The sequence below is a fragment of the Geodermatophilus sp. SYSU D00814 genome, from assembly GCF_054050055.1.
The window spans coordinates 115,951-134,271 of the sequence record NZ_JBJGYP010000009.1; the positions used below are offsets into that span (position 1 = coordinate 115,951).

At 76.2% G+C, this 18,321-nt stretch carries 19 protein-coding genes and 4 tRNA genes; 11 read left to right on the forward strand and 12 right to left on the reverse strand.

The features are described 5' to 3' along the window. Positions 1–256 precede the first annotated feature (256 nt). Entirely contained in the window at positions 257–754 is a 498-nt protein-coding gene (locus ACI780_RS09075; protein ID WP_457002320.1) for a hypothetical protein, read from the forward strand. A 28-nt stretch (positions 755–782) separates the two neighbouring features. Further along, a complete protein-coding gene (locus ACI780_RS09080; protein ID WP_457002322.1) occupies positions 783–1,799 on the forward strand; it encodes an ABC transporter substrate-binding protein in 1,017 nt (338 codons plus the stop codon). A gap of 53 nt (positions 1,800–1,852) precedes the next feature. On the opposite strand, the gene ACI780_RS09085 is transcribed toward ACI780_RS09080, so the two are convergent. The 3 genes from ACI780_RS09085 to ACI780_RS09095 form a co-directional block, all read right to left on the reverse strand. Further along, positions 1,853–1,925, reverse strand: a tRNA-Lys gene (locus tag ACI780_RS09085). Between the two features lie 359 nt (positions 1,926–2,284). After that, complete coding sequence (locus ACI780_RS09090) at positions 2,285–3,163, reverse strand: hypothetical protein (protein ID WP_457002324.1); 879 nt, start codon at positions 3,161–3,163, stop codon at positions 2,285–2,287. A gap of 28 nt (positions 3,164–3,191) precedes the next feature. Next, positions 3,192–4,073, reverse strand: coding sequence for a Rieske 2Fe-2S domain-containing protein (locus ACI780_RS09095; RefSeq protein WP_457002326.1), 882 nt, complete (start codon positions 4,071–4,073; stop codon positions 3,192–3,194). Between the two features lie 200 nt (positions 4,074–4,273). On the opposite strand from ACI780_RS09095, the gene ACI780_RS09100 reads away from it, so the two are divergent. The 4 genes from ACI780_RS09100 (at position 4,274) to ACI780_RS09115 (ending at position 7,493) form a co-directional block, all read left to right on the forward strand. Beyond that, positions 4,274–4,732 (forward strand): GtrA family protein, encoded by a 459-nt coding sequence (locus ACI780_RS09100; RefSeq protein WP_457002328.1) that lies wholly within the window; start codon positions 4,274–4,276, stop codon positions 4,730–4,732. 111 nt (positions 4,733–4,843) lie between these two features. Next, positions 4,844–5,446 (forward strand): NAD(P)H:quinone oxidoreductase, encoded by a 603-nt coding sequence (gene wrbA / locus ACI780_RS09105; RefSeq protein WP_456869403.1) that lies wholly within the window; start codon positions 4,844–4,846, stop codon positions 5,444–5,446. Between the two features lie 193 nt (positions 5,447–5,639). After that, positions 5,640–7,139 carry a metallophosphoesterase family protein gene (locus tag ACI780_RS09110; protein ID WP_457002331.1) on the forward strand — a complete coding sequence of 500 codons (1,500 nt, stop codon included), beginning with the start codon at positions 5,640–5,642 and terminating at the stop codon, positions 7,137–7,139. A gap of 24 nt (positions 7,140–7,163) precedes the next feature. Further along, complete coding sequence (locus ACI780_RS09115; RefSeq protein ID WP_457002333.1) at positions 7,164–7,493, forward strand: hypothetical protein; 330 nt, start codon at positions 7,164–7,166, stop codon at positions 7,491–7,493. Here ACI780_RS09115 and ACI780_RS09120 read toward each other — a convergent pair. Then, a complete protein-coding gene (locus tag ACI780_RS09120; protein ID WP_457002335.1) occupies positions 7,490–8,128 on the reverse strand; it encodes an AMIN-like domain-containing (lipo)protein in 639 nt (212 codons plus the stop codon). The two genes, ACI780_RS09115 and ACI780_RS09120, sit on opposite strands and share 4 nt — an antisense overlap. Positions 8,129–8,259: 131 nt before the next feature. On the opposite strand from ACI780_RS09120, the gene ACI780_RS09125 reads away from it, so the two are divergent. From ACI780_RS09125 to ACI780_RS09140, 4 genes are all read left to right on the forward strand, one after another. Next, positions 8,260–8,332 (forward strand) — tRNA-Glu (locus ACI780_RS09125). 15 nt (positions 8,333–8,347) lie between these two features. After that, positions 8,348–8,421: transfer RNA gene (locus tag ACI780_RS09130), tRNA-Asp, on the forward strand. A gap of 23 nt (positions 8,422–8,444) precedes the next feature. Beyond that, positions 8,445–8,518 (forward strand) — tRNA-Phe (locus ACI780_RS09135). A gap of 27 nt (positions 8,519–8,545) precedes the next feature. Then, positions 8,546–9,001 carry a GNAT family N-acetyltransferase gene (locus ACI780_RS09140; RefSeq protein WP_457002337.1) on the forward strand — a complete coding sequence of 152 codons (456 nt, stop codon included), beginning with the start codon at positions 8,546–8,548 and terminating at the stop codon, positions 8,999–9,001. Positions 9,002–9,062: 61 nt separating this feature from the next. On the opposite strand, the gene ACI780_RS09145 is transcribed toward ACI780_RS09140, so the two are convergent. From ACI780_RS09145 to ACI780_RS09155, 3 genes are all read right to left on the reverse strand, one after another. Continuing rightward, positions 9,063–9,557, reverse strand: coding sequence for a hypothetical protein (locus ACI780_RS09145; protein WP_457002339.1), 495 nt, complete (start codon positions 9,555–9,557; stop codon positions 9,063–9,065). Between the two features lie 175 nt (positions 9,558–9,732). Then, positions 9,733–10,848 carry a glycosyltransferase gene (locus ACI780_RS09150; RefSeq protein ID WP_457002341.1) on the reverse strand — a complete coding sequence of 372 codons (1,116 nt, stop codon included), beginning with the start codon at positions 10,846–10,848 and terminating at the stop codon, positions 9,733–9,735. Between the two features lie 29 nt (positions 10,849–10,877). Beyond that, on the reverse strand, positions 10,878–11,567 hold the full coding sequence (locus ACI780_RS09155; protein ID WP_457002343.1) for a phosphodiesterase: 690 nt from the start codon (positions 11,565–11,567) through the stop codon (positions 10,878–10,880). A 164-nt stretch (positions 11,568–11,731) separates the two neighbouring features. Between ACI780_RS09155 and ACI780_RS09160 the strand changes: the two genes are divergently transcribed. Further along, a complete protein-coding gene (locus ACI780_RS09160) occupies positions 11,732–11,932 on the forward strand; it encodes a hypothetical protein (RefSeq protein WP_089401909.1) in 201 nt (66 codons plus the stop codon). A 66-nt stretch (positions 11,933–11,998) separates the two neighbouring features. On the opposite strand, the gene ACI780_RS09165 is transcribed toward ACI780_RS09160, so the two are convergent. From ACI780_RS09165 to ACI780_RS09185, 5 genes are all read right to left on the reverse strand, one after another. Further along, positions 11,999–13,507: a class I adenylate-forming enzyme family protein gene (locus ACI780_RS09165; RefSeq protein ID WP_457002346.1), complete on the reverse strand. Its 1,509-nt coding sequence runs from the start codon at positions 13,505–13,507 to the stop codon at positions 11,999–12,001. After that, entirely contained in the window at positions 13,507–14,493 is a 987-nt protein-coding gene (locus ACI780_RS09170; RefSeq protein ID WP_457002348.1) for a phosphotriesterase family protein, read from the reverse strand. The genes ACI780_RS09165 and ACI780_RS09170 overlap by 1 nt, the downstream gene beginning before the upstream one ends. A 127-nt stretch (positions 14,494–14,620) precedes the next feature. Continuing rightward, entirely contained in the window at positions 14,621–16,141 is a 1,521-nt protein-coding gene (gene mftG / locus ACI780_RS09175; protein WP_457002350.1) for a mycofactocin dehydrogenase MftG, read from the reverse strand. Next, a complete protein-coding gene (locus tag ACI780_RS09180; protein WP_457002352.1) occupies positions 16,138–17,439 on the reverse strand; it encodes a class I adenylate-forming enzyme family protein in 1,302 nt (433 codons plus the stop codon). Before ACI780_RS09180 ends, mftG begins: the two co-directional genes overlap by 4 nt. Then, positions 17,436–18,302, reverse strand: coding sequence for an MBL fold metallo-hydrolase (locus tag ACI780_RS09185; protein WP_457002354.1), 867 nt, complete (start codon positions 18,300–18,302; stop codon positions 17,436–17,438). Before ACI780_RS09185 ends, ACI780_RS09180 begins: the two co-directional genes overlap by 4 nt. Between the last annotated feature and the right edge of the window lie 19 nt (positions 18,303–18,321).

Genomic DNA, 18,321 nt, shown 5'->3' on the forward strand with positions numbered 1-18,321 from the left:
CCGCCGCCCTTCGACCTCCACGACTCCGGCCCCCGCTCCCCCGGGCTCTTCCTGGCCCGGGCCGCCGACGGCTCCGGCTACCACCCCGCCGTCGACCGGGACGGCCGGGTGCTCGCCTTCGCGGTGGTCGGACCCGAGGCGCGGGCGCGCGGTCAGGAGCCGGCGCCCGGGACCGTCGACGACGGCGGTGTGCGCCGCCGTCGCGACCGCGACCGATCCGGTTCCGGGCGGACCGGGGGCGCACTAGGGTCCCGCCGTGGACGGGACCCCGCCGCAGGTGCGCAGACCGTGGGTGCGGTGGGCGCTGGTCGCGGCCGCTCTCCTCGCCGCCCTCACGGTCGTCGTGGCGCTCGCGGCCGGCACCGACGAGGACGGCGCCGACCGGGCCACGGCGTCCTCGGCGGGCGGGAGCCCGTCGATCGCGCCGACGCCGTCCGGGGGCGAGGCCCCGCCCGGCGCGCAGGTCGGCGACGTCACCGAGGAGCTGCGGACCGCCGCCGGGGGCGCGGTGTGGGGTGCGGCCGTCGTCTCCGCCGAGCGGACCGAGCCCGACCGGGTCGAGATCCGGACGGCCATCACCGACCCCGGGAGCCCGGAGGCGCAGCAGGCGATCGCCGTGTGCGAGGGGGCGGTCGGCTGGCTGGAGGGGCAGGGCGTGACCGACCCGTACGTCGACGTGCAGGGGGCTGACGGCACCGGTCTGGTGCGCCACGGCGACCCGGCGGGGGCCGACGGGGAGTGCACCGCGTACTGAGCGATTTAGGGCAGGCTAACCTCACCGGGTGTTCACGAGCCTGCCGCGTCCCGCCCGCCTCGCCGTCCCCCTCGCCGTCCTGGTCCTGTCCGGGGGGCTGACCGCCTGCGGCGGCTCCGGGGACGACACCGCGTCCGCCGCCGGCCCGTCGTCCTCGTCGGGCGCCTTCCCGGTGACCATCGAGAACCGGTTCGGCACCACCGAGATCCCCGCGGAGCCGCAGCGCGTGGTCACCGTCGGCTTCAACGACCAGGACTTCGTGCTCGCCCTGGGCGTGACCCCGGTCGGCGAGCGCGAGCTGCTCGGCGACTACGACGCCACCGCCCGCCCATGGGCGCAGGACCTCCTCCCGGCGGAGGACATCCCGACCGTGGGCAGCGACGAGATCGACCTCGAGGCGGTCGCCGCCCTGGAGCCCGACCTGATCGTGGGCGTCTACTCCTTCATGGACCAGGCGGTCTACGACCAGCTGTCCGGGATCGCGCCGACGCTCGCGCAGACCGACGAGTACGCCGACGGCGCCACCCCGTGGCAGGAGCAGACCCTGCTCACCGGCCGGGCGCTCGGCCGGGAGGACGAGGCGCAGCAGCTCGTCGACGACGTCGAGGGCCGGTTCCGGCAGGCGGTCGAGGACAACCCCGACTTCGCCGGCAGCTCGGCCGCCGTGGACCTGACCGGCGTCGGGTCGGGCCACTACCTGCTCGGCGGGGACGACCTGCGCACCCAGTTCTTCACCGACCTCGGCTTCACCGTCCCCGGCACCAGCACCGACGTCAGCCAGGAGCGGCTGGACCTGCTGGAGGCCGACGTGCTGGCGGTGAACGGCTACGACCGGGACGACGCCGACGCCGACACGCTGCTGTCCGCCCTCGACGTGGTGACCGAGGACCGCACGGTGCTGCTCGGCGGCTACTCCGGCGACGTGTCCGCCGCCCTCGGCTTCGGCAGCCCGCTGTCGCTGCCCTACCTGCTCGACGAGGTCGTGCCGGCCCTGGCCGCTGCCGCCGACGGCGACCCGTCCACCGAGGTCCCGGCTCTGGGCTGAGCCGGTCGGCGCGGCCCGCTCGGTCCGCGCCGCGGAGCACCACGCGCTCACGGTGGGCCCCGTGGGGATCGAACCCACAACCCGCGGATTAAAAGTCCGCTGCTCTGCCAGTTGAGCTAGAGGCCCGGCGCCGTCGAGTCTCCCAGACCGGGGCGGCGGTCACCGGCGGGTCACAGCACGTCGAGGACCAGCAGCACGACGATCGTCAGCACCGCGGAGACGAGCAGGGACCCGAGACAGCCCAGCCGGTTCGAGAAGAAGAAGAACACCCGGCCGGGGTGCCCCCGCGGGCCGGATCGGAACCCTCCGTCGCCGTGGTCGCCACCCGGACGGGGAGGTGCACTCCTCCGGGGGATCGCCGCCCCCGTCGCCGACTACCTACGGTCACCACCAGTGCGGCGCCGGACGGCGGGCCGCACGCCAGACCCCGGTCCGGCCGCCCCGTTCCCCCCGGGCCGGCCGGACCGGTCCCATGTGAGGGCCGGTCAGCAGGCGGCCTCCGTCAGCGCGAACAGCGTGTCGCGCTGCGCCTGGTCCAGCGGCAGGTCCACGGTCACCTCGTCCTCGCCGTCGACCTGCACGCCGAGCACGAACAGGTACGGCTGCTTGGTCTCAGCCAGCGCGTGGGGGTCGCAGCGCGCCGTCGTGAACGTCAGCCCGACCTCGCGGCCGGCCTCCCCCTCGCCCAGCGTCACCGGCAGGGCGGCCTCGACGTCGTAGAGCACGTTGCCCTCGAGGCGGGTGAGGGTCACCGCGCGGTCGTCGTCGCCCCCGCGGTCCATCGCCAGCGTCCCGGTGACGGTGTCGCCCTCGAGGGCCAGGCCGGTCACGGTGACCCGGGCGACGGCGAGCACCGCGCGCGCGGCGCACGCGTCGGTGTGGATCCGGGTGAGGTCCGCGGCGGCCAGCGGCACGCGCAGCACCTCGGTGCGGCCGTCGGGACGGACGACGGTCAGCCGCGCGGCCGCGGGCTCGGCGGCGGTGTCGCACACCGCCTCCCCGAAGGGGGCAGGCAGGTCGACGGTGCGCCCGGGCGTGAACGCCGCGGTCACGGCCCGGTCGGGCAGCGGCGCGAACCCCGGCGAGTCGATCGCGACGGAGGTGACCGTGAACGGCTCGCTGCCGGTGTCGGTCACCCGCACCTGCACCTGGCCGCCGATCGCCACGTCGGTGCGCAGCTGCACGGCGACCGCCTCGATGCCGGTCACCGGCGGCACCGCCGGACCCGAGGACAGCGCGGCCGATGACGGAGCCGACGACGGAGCCGACGACGGCGATGACGACGGAGCGGTCGACGACGCCGCCGGGGCACCGCCGCACGCGGCACACAGCAGCACCGCCAGCGCGGTCGCCGTCCGCCTCATGCCGCGCAGGGTAGGCGGACGACGGGCCTCACTGGTGGCGCGAGGGCAGCCGCGCCAGCACGTGCCCGGCGTCCATCCGCACCTCGAGCTTCTCCTGCGGGTTGGCCGCCGGCCCGCGGCGGGGTTCGCCGTTGTCCAGGTCGAAGGCGGAGTCGTGCCACGGGCAGACGAGGCAGGCGTGCCCGCGCACCTCCTCGACGCTGCCCTCGTACAGCGGCCCGGACAGGTGCGAGCAGGCCCCGACGAAGACGTCGACGCGCCCTCCCCGGCGGACGGCGGCGAGCGGGACGGACACGCCGCTGCCGTTGCCGGTGCGCAGCGCCGGCCGGCCCTCGGGCAGGTCGTCGAGCGGGCCGAGGTCGATCCAGTCGGAGGTGAGCGCCCGGGCCGCGGTCGCCGCGTGCGAGGCGCCCGAGGACTGCGCGTAGGACATGTGCCCGCCGATGGCCGCCGAACCGCTGGCGACGCCGAGGCCGGCGTAGGACAGCGCCCGGCCCAGCGTGCCCCGGCCCTTGGCCCGGGCGACCAGCGAGCCGACGTAGAGCCCGAGCGCGACGGTGTTGGCCGCCGCGTGCAGCGCGCCCAGCCGCCGGACGCCGATCTCCTGCTCCGACCAGTCCGCCGCGCCCGACAGCGCGGCGGGCACCGACACCGCGACGCCGGTGCCGATGAGCACCGTGGCGGCCGGCCGCAGCGGCGGGATGGCGTCGAGCAGCCCGGCGGAGGCCCAGCTGCCCACCGGCACCTGCACGAGCACCGGGTGCAGCGGGTGGCCCAGCCAGGTGCCGTGGAGGACGTCCTTGAGCGCTCCCGGCTTCAGCACCGCCTGCACGGCCGAGCGGGCCGGCTCGATGACCCGGTCGAAGGTGCTCACGTCGGCGAGGCGGTCGAGGAAACCCATCAGGCTCATGCGCGGCTCCCTACCCCCGGCGCGCCGCCGTGATGCCGGGCGGGACGCGCCCGGGACCAGGCGGGACGCGCCCGGCGTGACGTGATCGACACGCCTCGGGGGGAGTGTCGGCGCGTATACCGCTGGCCCTCAGGGAACTGTCAGGGGCACCCTTCACCCTGACCGCACCAGACCACACACCGCCCGGACGAGGAGCGCCCGTGACCTGCCCGTCGTCGCTGCACCGTCCGGAGGCGGTCGGCGAGCTGGGCGCGCTGGTGCGCTCCGACCGGGTGGTCGGCCAGTTCTCGCGGTTCGTCTTCGTCGGCGGCGTCTCCAGCGCCGTCTACGCGCTCGTGTACTGGCTGCTCAACGGCCTGGGTGACGTCCCCGCCAACGTCGTCGGCTCGGTGCTGTCGTCGATGCTGGCCAACGAGATGCACCGGCGGATCAGCTTCCACGCCGGCCAGTACGTCGGCTTCTGGACCGCCCAGTGGGAGGGCGGCGCGCTGGCCGCGCTCGGCCTGGTCGCCACCAGCCTGGCGCTGAGCTGGTTCAACGCGGTGGCCGACGACCCCGCCGTCCTCACCGAGATCCTCGTCATCGGCCTGGTCACGGCCACCATCGGCACCCTGCGCTTCATCGCCCTGCGCTGGGTGTTCCGCCCTCGCCCCGCCTGATCCCCGCCTGCGCGTTTGACACGCGGGTGGATCGGGGCAGACTCCGTCCTGATGGTTGAACACGCAACCATCAATACCGGACCGTCCGGATACGCAGACAGGGGGAAACCCGTGGCCAGGATCGCCGTCGTCTACTACTCCTCCACCGGCAACGTGCACCAGCTCGCCTCCGCGCTGGCCGACGGAGCCCGGGAGGCCGGTGCGGAGGTCCGGCTCCGCCGGGTCCCCGAGCTGGCGCCCGAGGAGGCCATCGACTCCAACCCGCTGTGGCGCGCGCACGTCGACGCGACCGCCGGCGAGGTGCAGGAGGCCACCCCCGCCGACCTGGAGTGGGCCGACGGGTACGCCCTCGGCACGCCCACCCGCTTCGGGACGCCGGCCTCCCAGATGAAGCAGTTCATCGACACGCTCGGCGGGCTGTGGTTCACCGGCAAGCTCGCCGACAAGGGCGCGACCGCGTTCACCAGCGCGCAGAACGTCCACGGCGGCAACGAGACGACGATCCTCACGCTGTTCAACGTCTTCTCGCACTTCGGCGCCGTCATCGTCCCGCCGGGCTACACCGACCCGGTGCTGTTCGAGGCCGGCGGCAACCCGTACGGCGTGTCCAACGCCTCCGGCGGGAAGTCCGCGACGGTGACCGACGCCGAGCGGGCCGCGGCGCGCTACCAGGGCCGCCGGCTGGCCGAGGTGACGGCGAAGCTCGTCGCCTGAGCGGTGGGTCCCGCCGGGATCAGGTGACCTGATCGTGGGGCGTCCTCCCTCACCGTGCACCGCGAGGGAGGACGCGCTGCGGTGAGGGAGGACGCGCTGCGGTGCGGGAGGACGCGACGCGGTGCGGGAGGACGCCGGCGGCACCCCGTCCGGGTGAGCACGACGGGCGTCCGACGTGGCTAGCCTCGGCGGGATGACCGAGCCGACGTCGTCCGACCCGGGGCGCTGGCCGCGTCGCCGCCGGGCCGCCGTCCGCTGGGGGGTCCGGCTGGCGCTCGCCCTCGCCGGCGCCCTGCTCGGGGTGCTGCTCCTCGGCCGGGTCGAGGGGCCGCTGGGTCCGTTCGACGCCACGTTCGCGCTCACCCCGACCGGGGGCGGGGCCACCGTCGGAATCCCGCCGCTGGGCGCGCTCGACGTCGACGCCTTCGACGGGCCCTTCGGTCTCGACGTCCAGCTGACCCGGGTCGACGAGGCGCGGGTGCGGGCCCTGGTCGCCGACCCCGCCCGCCTCGACGGCCTGGTCGACCGGGTCAGCGCCGACCTGCAGGACGCCGTCGTCCGGCTGGCCTGGGTCTCGGCGGCCGCCGCCGTCGGGGGCGCCGCGCTCACCTCGCTGCTGGTCCTGCGGCGCCGGAAGGAGCCGCTGCTGGCGGCCGGGCTGTCGGTGGCCCTGCTGGCCGGGACCGCCGGGCTCGGGGCGGTGACGTGGCGGCCGGAGGCGCTGTCCACCCCCACCTACACCGGGCTCCTGGTCAACGCGACCAGCCTCATCGGCGACGCCCGCGACATCGTCGCCCGCTTCGATGCCTACCGGGCCTCCCTCGAGGACCTCGTCAGCAACGTCAGCACGCTGTACGCGACGATCTCCACCCTGCCCACCCCCACCCGCGACGACGACACCGTCGCGCTGCTGCACGTCTCCGACCTGCACCTCAACCCCGCCGGCTTCGACCTCGTGCGGCAGGTCGTCGACCAGTTCGACGTCGACGGCGTGCTCGACACCGGCGACATCACCGACTGGGGCAGCGAGCCGGAGAACCAGCTCATCTCCTCCATCGGACAGCTCGGCGTGCCCTACGTGTTCATCCGCGGCAACCACGACTCCGTGCTGACCGCCGGACTGGTCGCCGGGCAGCCGAACGCCACCGTCCTCGACGACTCCGCGACGACAGTGGCGGGGCTGACCGTCGTCGGGGCGCGCGACCCGCGCTTCACCCCGGACCAGACCGCCACCGGCGACACCCCGTCGCTGGAGCAGACCGGGGAGGACCTCGCGGAGCTGGCCGGGGAACTGCCCGACCCGCCGGCGATCGCGATGGTGCACGACCCCGAGCAGGCCACCCCGCTCGACGGCGTCGTCCCGCTGGTGCTGGCCGGGCACACCCACGAGCGCGAGGTCGAGACCCTCGACGAGGGCACGCTGCTCATGGTGCAGGGCTCGACCGGCGGCGCCGGCCTGCGCGCGCTGCAGGGCGAGTACCCCGAGCCGCTGACCTGCAGCGTCCTCTACCTCGACCCCGGCACCGGCGCGCTGGTCGCCTACGACGACATCACCCTCGGCGGGCTGGGCGAGACCGAGGTGACCATCGAGCGCACCGTCGTCCCGGAGACCGAGGCGACCGGCGGCGACGGCGGGACCGACGGCGTGACGGACGGCGCCGGCGACGGGGCCCCGGCCTCCCCGACCGGCTGACCCGCCCGTCCTACGCTCGCGGCCATGTCCCCCACGACCCGCACCCGCCTGGCCACCGGCCTCCTCGCCGGCGCGCTCGCGGTGGTCCCCCTCGCCGGCTGCTCCTTCACCTCGAACGGCTTCTCCTGCTCCGGCTCCTCCTGCACCGTCACGCTGGACGGCGAGGGCAGCGAGGTGGAGATCCTCGGCCAGACGGTGACCCTGGGCGGCGTCCAGGACGGCCGGGCCACGATCAGCGTCGGCGGCGCGAGCGTCTCCTGCGGCGAGGGCGAGAGCGTCACCGCCGGCCCGCTGGAGCTGGAGTGCACCAGCGTGACCGACGGCGGGGTCGAGCTGCGCGCCAGCCTCAACTAGGCGGGGTCGGCGACCTCGACCACCACGCGCGCCGGGTCCTGCAGCAGGTACACCCGGAACGGCGCCCGGGCACGGGTGCCCACGAAGGCCACCGTCGTGCCCTCGAAGGTGGCGTCGAAGACGACCTCGGTGACGTTGGCGGTGCCCTGACCCGGCAGCGGGTCGGGGCCGGCGAACTCCTCGACGCCGGTGTCGAACGGGTAGCCGGCGCCGGTGACGGTCACCTGCAGGACCGCCGCACCGGCCACCTCCACCGGCTCGCCGCTGCCCTGCGAGGCCGCGGCGTCGACGTAGCGGACGTCCCAGCCCGGCGTCCCGGTGCCGCCGACCTCGAGCACCACCCGGTCGAAGCCCTCGTGCCGCCCGGTGCGGACGTCGGTGACGGTGACCCGGGCGTCCGCGGAGGCCTCGGCGGTGTCGGGCGAGGCGTCGGCGGGGAACGGAGGGACGGCGGTGCCGCCGTCGCCGTCGTCCGGCGCGGTGGGCTCCGCGGTCTCCCGGGCGTCCGGCGCCGCGGACGCGGCCGCGGACGGGGCGCTCGACGAGGCGGCCGGCTCCGGCTCGCCGCCGCACCCGGTGACGAGCAGGCACGCGGTCAGGGCGGCGCAGACGGGCAGCGGGGCACGGCGGGTCACGCGGGGATCGTGACAGCCGGCCGGCCACGGTCCGGGGAGCGGCGCGCAGGACCCGACGCACCGCCGTCGGGGGTGGGTCCGGACCCCCGCCGGGGGCCGTGTATCGTTCTCCCTGCCCCCGGCGAACACGAGCCCCCATCGTCTAGCGGTCCAGGACGCCGCCCTTTCAAGGCGGTAGCACGGGTTCGAACCCCGTTGGGGGCACGCACCACACAGCAAGGCCCTGTAGCGCAGTTGGTTAGCGCGCCGCCCTGTCACGGCGGAGGTCGCGGGTTCGAGTCCCGTCAGGGTCGCTCTCCGGTGGAGACACCGGGAGGGGCAGGTAGCTCAGTCGGTACGAGCGCTCGCCTGAAAAGCGAGAGGTCGGCGGTTCGACCCCGCCCCTGCCCACACGTTCTCCCCCGCGGACGGTGCCCGGTGGTCGTCGAGCCCCGTGACCCCGCCCGCGATCCGGTCCTCGCCGCCCGCCTCCTCGAGGTCCAGCACGCCGCCTACGCCGTCGAGGCGCGGCTCATCGGCGACGACCGCATCCCCGCCCTGCACGAGGACCTGGCCGACCTGACCGCCGCCGGCCTGTGCTGGCTGGTCGCCCGCGACGGCGCGACGGTCCTCGGTGCCCTGGGCCGGCGGTGCACCGACCACGGCGTCGACGTCGACCGGCTCGTCGTCGACCCCGCCGCGGCCCGGCGCGGCACCGGCCGCGCGCTGGTGGCCGCCGCCCTCGCCGACGCCGCGGGGCGCCGGGTCACCGTCTCGACCGGCCGCGCCAACGTCCCGGCCCGCCGCCTCTACGCGCAGGCGGGCTTCCGCGAGACCGGCGAGCGGGAGGTGCTGCCGGGCCTGTGGGTGGTCGACGCCGTGCACGGCGGGTGACGCACGCACTCGGGGCGGACACGTCCGGATGCTGCCCGGCGAGGTCGAGGGAGCGACCGGGTCAGCTCGTCCGACTCACCGTGACGGAGTGCAGCAACTCCGCGCCAGAGGGCATGCTGGGGATCCCCGGCGGTTCCGCCACGTCCACGTTCTCGTCGACGTAGGCCTGGAGGAAGGCGGATGCCTCGCTGTCCGCGTAGTAGACGAGGAGCTTGTACTCCCCCACCTGGGCGAGGTCCACGTAGTCCGACACGGCCGACCACGAGCCGTCGTCCTGGATGGTCAGGATCTGCGTCGGCCAGTAGCGCGTCGTCGCCACAGGCCTCACCACGAGCCAGACGTCACGGTCGCCGCCGAGGTCGTCCGACTCCCCTTCGATGGTCTCGAGCTGCCCGGTGACCCTCTGGTCGTCGACGGGCGCGGTGATCTCGACGGTCGGCTCGGTGAGCTGCTCGTGGACCAGGGGTGCCACCGTGACGCCGATGGCGAGGAGCGCGAGGACCGCACTGGCCGCAGCGATCCTGTCCGACCGCTCCCAGGGCTTCGCAGAACTCATGCCACGGCTCCGATCGCCACCACGACCACGGGCGCCGACGGCGACCGGTCGGCATCCTGACCCGCCGGGACGTCTCAGGCGGGATGATCCGGCCGACACGCTGCGGCCCCTGTACGAGCGACACCAGGAGCAGTGCGCTGCACCAGGAGGCGACAGCCGCAACGGTCCGGGAGGACTAGACGCCGACCGCCCGGTCGGCGAGGACCTGCTCGTACACCTGCGCGTGCACCGCGCGGACCGCGGCGAGCTGGTCGGCCCGCCAGGACCGGTCGGCCGGCCGCGGCATCGGCCGGGTGAGCGCCGCCCCGACCGCGGCACCCAGCGACACCGGGTCGAAGCCGGCGTCCTCGTCGGTGCCGTAGACCACCACCTCGGACCACTGGTCGGCGAACCACCCGCAGCTCGGCGCGACCACCCGGGTGCCGACGTCGCGGCAGACCTCCAGGTCGCGCGAGTGGGTGCCGCAGTGCTCGGGCAGGACGGCGACGTGCAGCTCCTGCAGCTGCTGCGCCCAGCGGGCCGGGTCGCGGGTGACCACCTCCAACCCGTCGGCGCCGGCGAGCTCCGCACCGCCGGGCAGCTCCTGCCCCGGGTCGAGGAACACCCGCAGCCGGCCCCCGCCGGACACCGCGCCCGACAGCGCCGCGCGCACCAGCCCGGCGGCGTCGGGCACCGGCGTCCCCGCGGGGGCCGGCGCGAGCCCGACCAGGCCCCGCTCGGCGCCGGTGTGCGGGTCGGGCGCCGCCAGCGAGGGGTGCGCGACGACGATCGCCGTCCGCCCGAAGCGCTCGGCGATCTCGTCGGCGGCCCCGGGGGTCAGGGTGAAGACGACCTCGGCGGTGGCCAGCAGCGCGGCCAGGTGGGCCTCGTGGCGGTGCCGCGAGGGGTGCGCCGGGTCGCGCAGCTGGTGCACGGTGACGACCAGCGGCACGCCGGTGCGGCGCAGCGCCTCGGTCCAGCACACCACCTCGTCCTCGGGCAGGTGGCCGTAGCCGGTGTGCGCGTGCACGACGTCGACGCGGTGGGCCCACGCGGTCAGGTAGGCCGGGTCCAGCCAGGGGCTCGGGTCGTGGTCGGGGCCGACCCGCGCCGCGTTGTCCGGCAGCACGGCGTCGACGTAGGCGTCGGCGTGCGGGACCGTCGCCAGGCGCACCCGGGCCCGGGTCGCGGACGAGGGCAGGACGTGGACCACGCGGACGTGCACACCTCCTGCGGCCGAGCACTGCGACAGCAGGGCGGCGCTCCTCGATGAACTCCGGCGTTCCGGATACCCGAGGATGGTGCCGCACAACCGTGTGCGACCTCACTCGGTGGTGCGCGTCACTCGTCGGGGTGGGCGCTGCGCCCCTCGCGGGCGGCGGCGTAGGCCGGCGCCCGGAAGCGGGCCATCGGCCCGTCCGCGAGCAGGCCCGGCGGCGGGTTGCGGACGGCGTCGAAGCGCAGGTCGGGGTCCGGCTCCCCCACCGGGGAGCCGAGCACGAGACGGGCGAAGGGCGCCCACTCCCCCGATCCGCGGGCCACGAGCAGCCGGAACGCCGTCCCGGGCGCCCGCCGGAGGACCGGCCCGGGGTCGGAGTCGACGCGCGCCGGCCGCTCGGGGACGGCGGCCAGGCGCAGCGTCCCGGCGGCGGACCGGTACCCCATCATCGAGGAGTAGGCGGCCGCGGCGTCGACCCGCGGGACGGGGAGGTACCGGGTCCACCGGCCCCGGCCGGCGCTGGACAGCAGCAGGTCCACCGGCCGGTCGCCGGCGGGCAGGCGGACGGCCAGCCCCAGCAGGTCCGGCCACGGCACCGGCAGTCCCGCTCCCCGCGAGAGCCGGACGACGGCGGGCTCGCGAGCGGGACCGGTCAGCCACGGCACACCCCAGCCCGGCACCGCGCCGGTGCGCTCGACGACGGCGTCGAGCACGGCGCCGCGGGGGTGCATCGGCTTGCCGGCGCGCCGCCGGGCCAGGGTCCGCAGCGGCACCGCCGCCATCCGGCCGGCCAGCCGCGCCAGGTCCTCCACGGGCGCGTCCCTACCCGCCCGCCCCGACCGTGCACCTCCGCGGACGTGCACGACACGACACCCTGCGGGCGCGCCGACGGTGGGCAGGACCTGCCGGTGTCCGGTGGGATGTCCGTCGTTCCTTGCCCTGTGGTCCGGACCGGTCCGCTGCTTACCGTCAGTGCGTGCTCACGACGCTCCTGGTCATCGGCGGGGTCCTCCTCGGCCTCCTCGCGCTGCTCGCCCTGATCGTCAACCTGAGCGCCCGGCCCACGACCCGCACCGGCCGGCCCGCCGGCTGGGTCGCCGACGCCGGCCGGCCCCACCCCGACGCGTGGTCCCCGCTGACCAGCACGACCACCTCGGAGATCCCCACGGTCCGCTGACCGTCCCAGACCCGCCGTCCCGGCGGCTGCGGCCAGCGCGCCGCCGGGACGCGGCGGTGCGCCCGCTCAGCGCGGCACCGGCTCCCACGCGGCCTCCCGGCGCAGCACCGGCTTGAGCACCTTGCCGCCGGGGTTGCGCGGCAGCACCGCAGCACGGACGGACACGAACTGCGGCACCTTGAAGTCGGCCAGGTGCGCCCGCGCGTGGGCGAGCACCGCACCGACGTCGAGCTCGGTGCCCGGCAGCGGCACCACGACGGCGCCCACCTTCTCCCCCATCACCGGGTCGGGGACGCCGACCACCGCCACCTCGAACACGCCCGGCGCGGCGGCGAGGACGTTCTCGACCTCCACGCAGTACACGTTCTCCCCACCCCGGTTGATCATGTCCTTGGCGCGGTCGACGACGTAGGTGAGGCCCTCGTCGTCGATGCGGGCGAGGTCGCCGGAGTGCAGCCAGCCGTCCGCGAACGCCTCGGCCGTCGCCTCGGGCTTCCCCCAGTAGCCCTGCACGACGTTGGCGCCGCGGATGAGCAGCTCCCCGACGCCGGTCTCGGGGTCGGGGTCGGCCAGCCGCAGGTCGACCACCGGCGCCGGGAACCCGACCGAGTCGGCGTGCGCGTCGGCGTACTCGTGCGGCAGGAAGGTGGAGATCGACGAGGTCTCCGTCAGGCCGAAGCCGTTCCCGACCCGCGCGGCGGGGAACGCCCGCTGGATCCGCTGCACCAGGTCGGGGGCGATCGGCGCACCCCCGTAGGTGGTGTACCGGACACCGCTGACGTCGACGTCGGCGAAGCCGGCCGAGCTGATCGCCAGCCAGTACACCGCCGGCACTGAGGTGAGCACGGCGATCCGCTCCTCGGGGACCGCCCGCAGGAACCGCCCGACGTCGAAGGCCGGCATGACCACCGCCGCCGCGCCGCCCTCCAGCGCCACCAGCAGCTGGCTGTTGCAGCCGGTGACGTGGAACAGCGGCACGCTGATCAGGTTCCGCAGCGACGGGTCGTGCCCGGCCAGCCCCACCACCCGGCGGGCGTTCTCGGTGTTGGTCAGGAAGTTCTCGTGGCTGGTCATGGCGCCCTTGGGGAAGCCGGTGGTCCCCGAGGTGTAGAAGATCGCGGCGAGGTCCCCGAGCCCCAGCCCCTCCTCGGCGTGCGGCGCGCCGTCGGGCAGCGGGGTGCCGGGCGCCAGGACGACGCGGGCGCCGCTGTCCTCGACGACGTAGCGCGCCTCCTCCTCGGTGAAGCGGGTGTTCACCGGCACCGCCACGCCGCCGGCCAGCAGCGTGCCGAGGAAGCCCAGCACCCAGTCCGCGCCGTTGCCCAACCGGATCGCCACCCGGTCCCCGCGGCCGACGCCGGCCCCGCGCAGCCCGCCCGCGACCCGCGCGGCGCCGTCCCACAGCTGCCGGAAGGTCAGCCGCGGCCCGTCGAGCTCGACGACGGCCTCGCCGTCGGGGTCGCGCTCGACCGAGGCGCGCAGCATCGCCACGACCGACTCGGGCAGGCCGGTGTAGTGCCGTACTCCCGCGGCGTCGCGCTCGACGCCGCGGTCGTCGAAGGGCGCGGCGGGCATCAGTAGGGCTCGACGTTCTCGAAGTACCGGCGCGGGACGTCGACGAGCATCGTGGTGATCTGCTCCTCGGTCACCCCGTGCTCGCGCAGGTAGGGCAGCACGTCCTCGTGGATGTGCGTGTAGTGCCACTGGGGCAGCAGGTCCATCAGGCCCGGCGCCAGCCAGTCGATGTAGCAGGAGGCGTCCTGCGAGAGCACCATCTGGCCGGCGAAGCCGCGGCGGCACATCTCGACGACGATGTCGGCGCGCGCCTCGAACGTCGTGTCCAGGTTGATGCCGAACCGGTCCATGCCGAGCACGAAGCCGGCCTCGGCGAGCTCGGTGAGGTGGTCGGCGTCGGTGGTGTCGCCGCTGTGGCCGAGCACCACCCGCTGCGGGTCCACGCCCTCGTCGGTGAGCACGTCCCGGGCGGCGAGCCCCTGCCGGCTGCCCGGGTGGGTGTGCACGGTGATCGGGGTGCCGGTGGCGCGGTGGGCCTTGGCGACGGCGCGCATCACCCGCTCGACGCCGGGCGTCATGCCCTGGTGGTCGATGGCGCACTTCAGCAGGCCGGCTCGCACGCCGGTGCCGGCGATCCCGTTCTCGATGTCGCCGACGAACATGTCGACCATCGGGTCGGGCACCTCGGTGCCCAGCATCGGGTCGAGGGCAGGGCCGCGGTAGTGGAAGAAGAACGGGACGTCGTCGTAGGTGTAGCAGCCGGTGGCGACGACGATGTTGAGGTCGACCTGCTCGGCGATGCGCTGGATCCGCGGGATGTACCGGCCGAGCCCGATGACGGTGGGGTCGACGATGGTCCGGACGCCGGTGGCCGCCAGCTTGGTCAGCTTCTGGACGGCGTCGGCGACGCGCTCGTCCTCGCTGCCCCACTCGTCGGGGTAGTTCTGCTGCACGTCGGCGTTGAGCACGAAGACGTGCTCGTGCATGAGCGTCTGACCCAGCTCGGCGGTCTCGACGGCACCTCGGACGGTCTGGACCTGCGGCACGGGCACTCCTCGCTCTCGGGTCGCCCGGCGCCGGTGCCGGGCGGGCACCGGGACGTTAGCGGGCTGTGACCCGCGCCACGAGGGCACCGACGCCTCCCGTGCACTTCCGCGGAAGTGCCCGGGAGGCTCAGGCCATCAGCTCGGCGGCGCGCTCGCCGACCAGCACCGCCGTCGCGGCCGGGCCGCGGGTGGGCACCTCGGGCAGCACGGAGGTGTCGGCCACCCGCAGCCCCTCGAGGCCGCGCACCCGCAGGCGCTGGTCGACGACGGCGCCGGGGTCACCGTCGGGGCCCATCCGGGCGCTGCCGGCGAGGTGGACCGCCGTCGTCAGGGCGGCGGCGACCCACCCGTCGAGGGCGCGGTCGTCGGCGAGGACGTCCTCGCCCGGGTCGGGGCGGGCGGCGACCAGCGGCGCGAGCGCGCGGGTGCGCAGCAGGGCGTCGGCCAGGCGCACCGCCTCGCGCAGCCGCCTCCGGTCGGCCGCCGTCGCGAGGTAGCGGTGCTCGACGCGCGGCGCGGCGGTCGGGTCGGCGGAGGTCAGCGACAGCCGGCCGCGGCTCTCCTCCCGGTACAGCCCGACGCCGAGCGAGAGCGTGCGGGAGTCGCCACCGCTGCCGGGCACGACCCGGCCCCAGGGCTGCAGCCACGGGAGCACCTCGAGGTCGCCGGGCACGGGCGAGTCCGACGAGGTCGCGTTGAGCACGCCGTGCAGCGGCAGCGGCCAGTCCCCCTCCGGCAGGCCGTCGACCGGCACCCACGGCAGGTACACCAGCGGGTGGTCCGACAGCCCGGCGCCGACGCCGGGGACGTCGGCGACGACGTCGATCCCGTGCGCCCGCAGGTCGGCGGCGGGGCCGACGCCGGAGAGCAGCAGCAGCTGCGCGGAGCCGACGGCGCCCGCCGCGAGCACCACCTCCGCGGCGCGCACCGGCCCGGCGTCGGTGTCGACGCCCACGGCCCGGTCGCGCTCGACGAGGACCCGCCGCACCCGGACGCCGCCGCGCACGGTCAGCCGGGGGGACCCGCGCCGCGGGGAGAGGTAGGCCATCGCGGTGTTGACCCGCACCCCGCCGTCGACGGTGAGCGGGACCGGCCCGTAGCCGGGCGGGCCGCCGGCGTTCTTGTCCGGCTCCGCGGGCACACCGAGCTCGGCGGCCGCGGCGGCGAGCGCGTCGGCCAGCGGGGAGCTCGCCGTCGGCCGGGTGACCGGCAGCGGGCCGCCGGAGCCGTGCCCGGGCCGGTCGCCGTACTGCCGGTCGTCCTCGAGCCGGCACCAGGCCGGCAGCGTGGCGTCCAGGCTCCACAGGTCGTTGCCGGCGGCGGCCCAGCCGGCGTGGTCGGCCGGGGTGGCGCGGACGAAGTAGCCGCCGTTGACCGTGCTCGACCCGCCGACCACCCGCCCGCGGGGCAGCGGCGCCCGGCTGCCGGGGGTGAGCTCGGTGGTGAACGACCAGTTCGCCGGGTGCCTGGGGACGGCGGCGGCGAGGGTGGCGGCGTCGCGCAGGTCGGGCGGGAAGTCGGCGGGCCGGGGGTGGTCGGCGCCGGCCTCGAGCAGCAGCACCGACCGGCCGGCGTCGGCGAGGCGGGCGGCCAGCGCGCAGCCCGACGAGCCGGCCCCCACCACGACGACGTCCGCCTCGGGCGTCACAGGCCCAGGACCCCCGGCAGGTCCAGCCGGCGCACCTTGCCGGTCGAGGTGCGCGGCAGCTCGCCGAGCCGGTGCACGCTCTTGGGCCGCTTGGCCGGCGTGAGCCGCTGCCGCGCCCAGGCGCCGAGCTCGGCCGGGTCGGCGGCGCCCACGTAGGCGGCGACCACCCGCTGGCCCCACTCCTCGTCGGGGACGCCGACCACCGCGCTCTCGACGACGCCGGGGTGCGCGTCGAGGACGGCCTCCACCTCGGCCGGGTACACGTTCACCCCACCCGAGATGACCAGGTCCTCGCGGCGGCCGTCGAGCCACACGGTGCCGTCGGGGTCGACCCGGCCGAGGTCACCCACGGTCACCCGGTCGCCGCGCCAGGCCGCCGCCGTCTTCTCCGGCGCCCGCCAGTACTCGAAGCGCGCCCAGCGCGGCACGGCGCACCACAGCTGCCCGCGCTCGTCGGTCTCCAGCCGCCGGCCGGGGCGGGCCCGCCCGACGCTGCCGGGGTGGGCGAGCCAGTCCTCCGGCGCGCAGACGGTGAACTGCGCCTCCGTGGAGCCGTAGAACTCCCAGACGCTGCCCGCGGGCGCCGCGGCCAGCACCGCCCGCTTCAGCGGCTCCGGGCAGGGCGCGCCGGCGTGCACCAGCCGGCGGAAGGACGACCAGTCGACGTCGTCGCGCGCCACCAGCCGGCGCAGGTGGGTGGGGACGCAGAACGTCGTCGTCGGGGCGTGCCCGGAGATCGCCGCGGCGGCACGGTCGGCGTCGAACGGTCCGGGCAGCAGCACCTCGCCGCCGGCCAGGAGCGTGTGCACGGCGAAGCGCAGCGGGGCGGAGTGGTGCAGCGGGGAGAGGACCAGGTGCCGGTCGGCGGCGGTGAACCCCCACAGGTCGATCTCCTCGGCGGCCAGCGCGCGGGCGTCGCCGTCGTCCAGGACGCCGGACCAGACGCCCTTCCGCCGGCCGGTGGTGCCGGAGGTGTAGTGGACCGGGCGGGCCAGCGGCACGTCGGCCAGGGCGGCCCGGTCGGTGCCGGTGAGCAGCCGGTGCGGCTCGGCACCGACGTCGAGGGCCGGGTCGGCGTCGGCGGCCAGGGCGGCCCGCTCGGCCGCCGGCAGCGCCGGGTCGAGCACCACCGGCACGACCCCGGTGCGCAGCGCGCCCAGGACCACGGCCAGCAGCGCCGGCGACGACGCGGCCGACACCAGCAGCCGGTCGCCGCGCCGCAGGCCGGCCGACCGCAGCGCCGCCGCGGCGCGCTGCTGGTCGCGCTCGCTGTCGGCGGCCCGGACGACCGCGGTCACGGCAGCGACACGCGGTCGCCGTCGACCACCACGTGCCCCTCGGCGGCGAGCTTGGCCAGCGTCGCGCGGGTGGACTGCGCCGCCGCCGGCCACAGCGCCTGCGGCACCTCGGCGTAGACGTCGGCCACGAGCGCGTCGACCGTGCCCGCCCCCCGGACCAGCGCCGCCAGCAGCTGCCCCTCCCGGAACGCGCGGTGCGCCAGGTAGTAGTCGAGGACGGCCCCCGGGTCCTCGGTCAGCTCGGGCCCGTGCCCGCAGTACAGCGCGCTGGGGCCGAGGTCGTGCACCCGGCGCAGCGACTCCAGGTAGGCCACGACGTCGCCCTCGGGGTGGGTGACCACCGAGGTGCCGCGGCCGAGCACGTGGTCACCGACCAGCACCGCCCCGGACTCCAGCCGGAAGGCCAGGTGGTCGGGGGTGTGCCCGGGCGTGGGGACGACGCCGAGCACCGTGCCGGCCAGCCGCAGCCGCTCGCCGGGCCCGAGCACGCGGCCACCCGGCCCGGCCACCGCGGCGTCGGCGGCCGCCACCTGCGCGCCGAACCGGGCGCCCCAGGGCTGCGCGGCCTCGGCGTGGTCGCCGTGGTGGTGGGTGACGAGGACGGCGACGCAGCGGGCGTCCCTGACCGCCAGGGCCTCCTCCACCGCGGCCAGGTGGGCGGGGTCGTCGGGCCCGGGGTCGACCAGGACGGCCTGCCCGCTGCCGGGCTCCCCCACCAGGTAGGTGTTCGTGCCGTCGAGGGTCATGCCCGACGGGTTGGGTGCCAGCACCCGGGTGACGAGCGGCTCGAGCACCGCCGTCCGGGGCAGGGCGCCGGGGGCGGGGAGGTCCCACGTGACACGGGGGTCGGACGGGGCGCGCACGTGCGGCACGGTAGCCGCG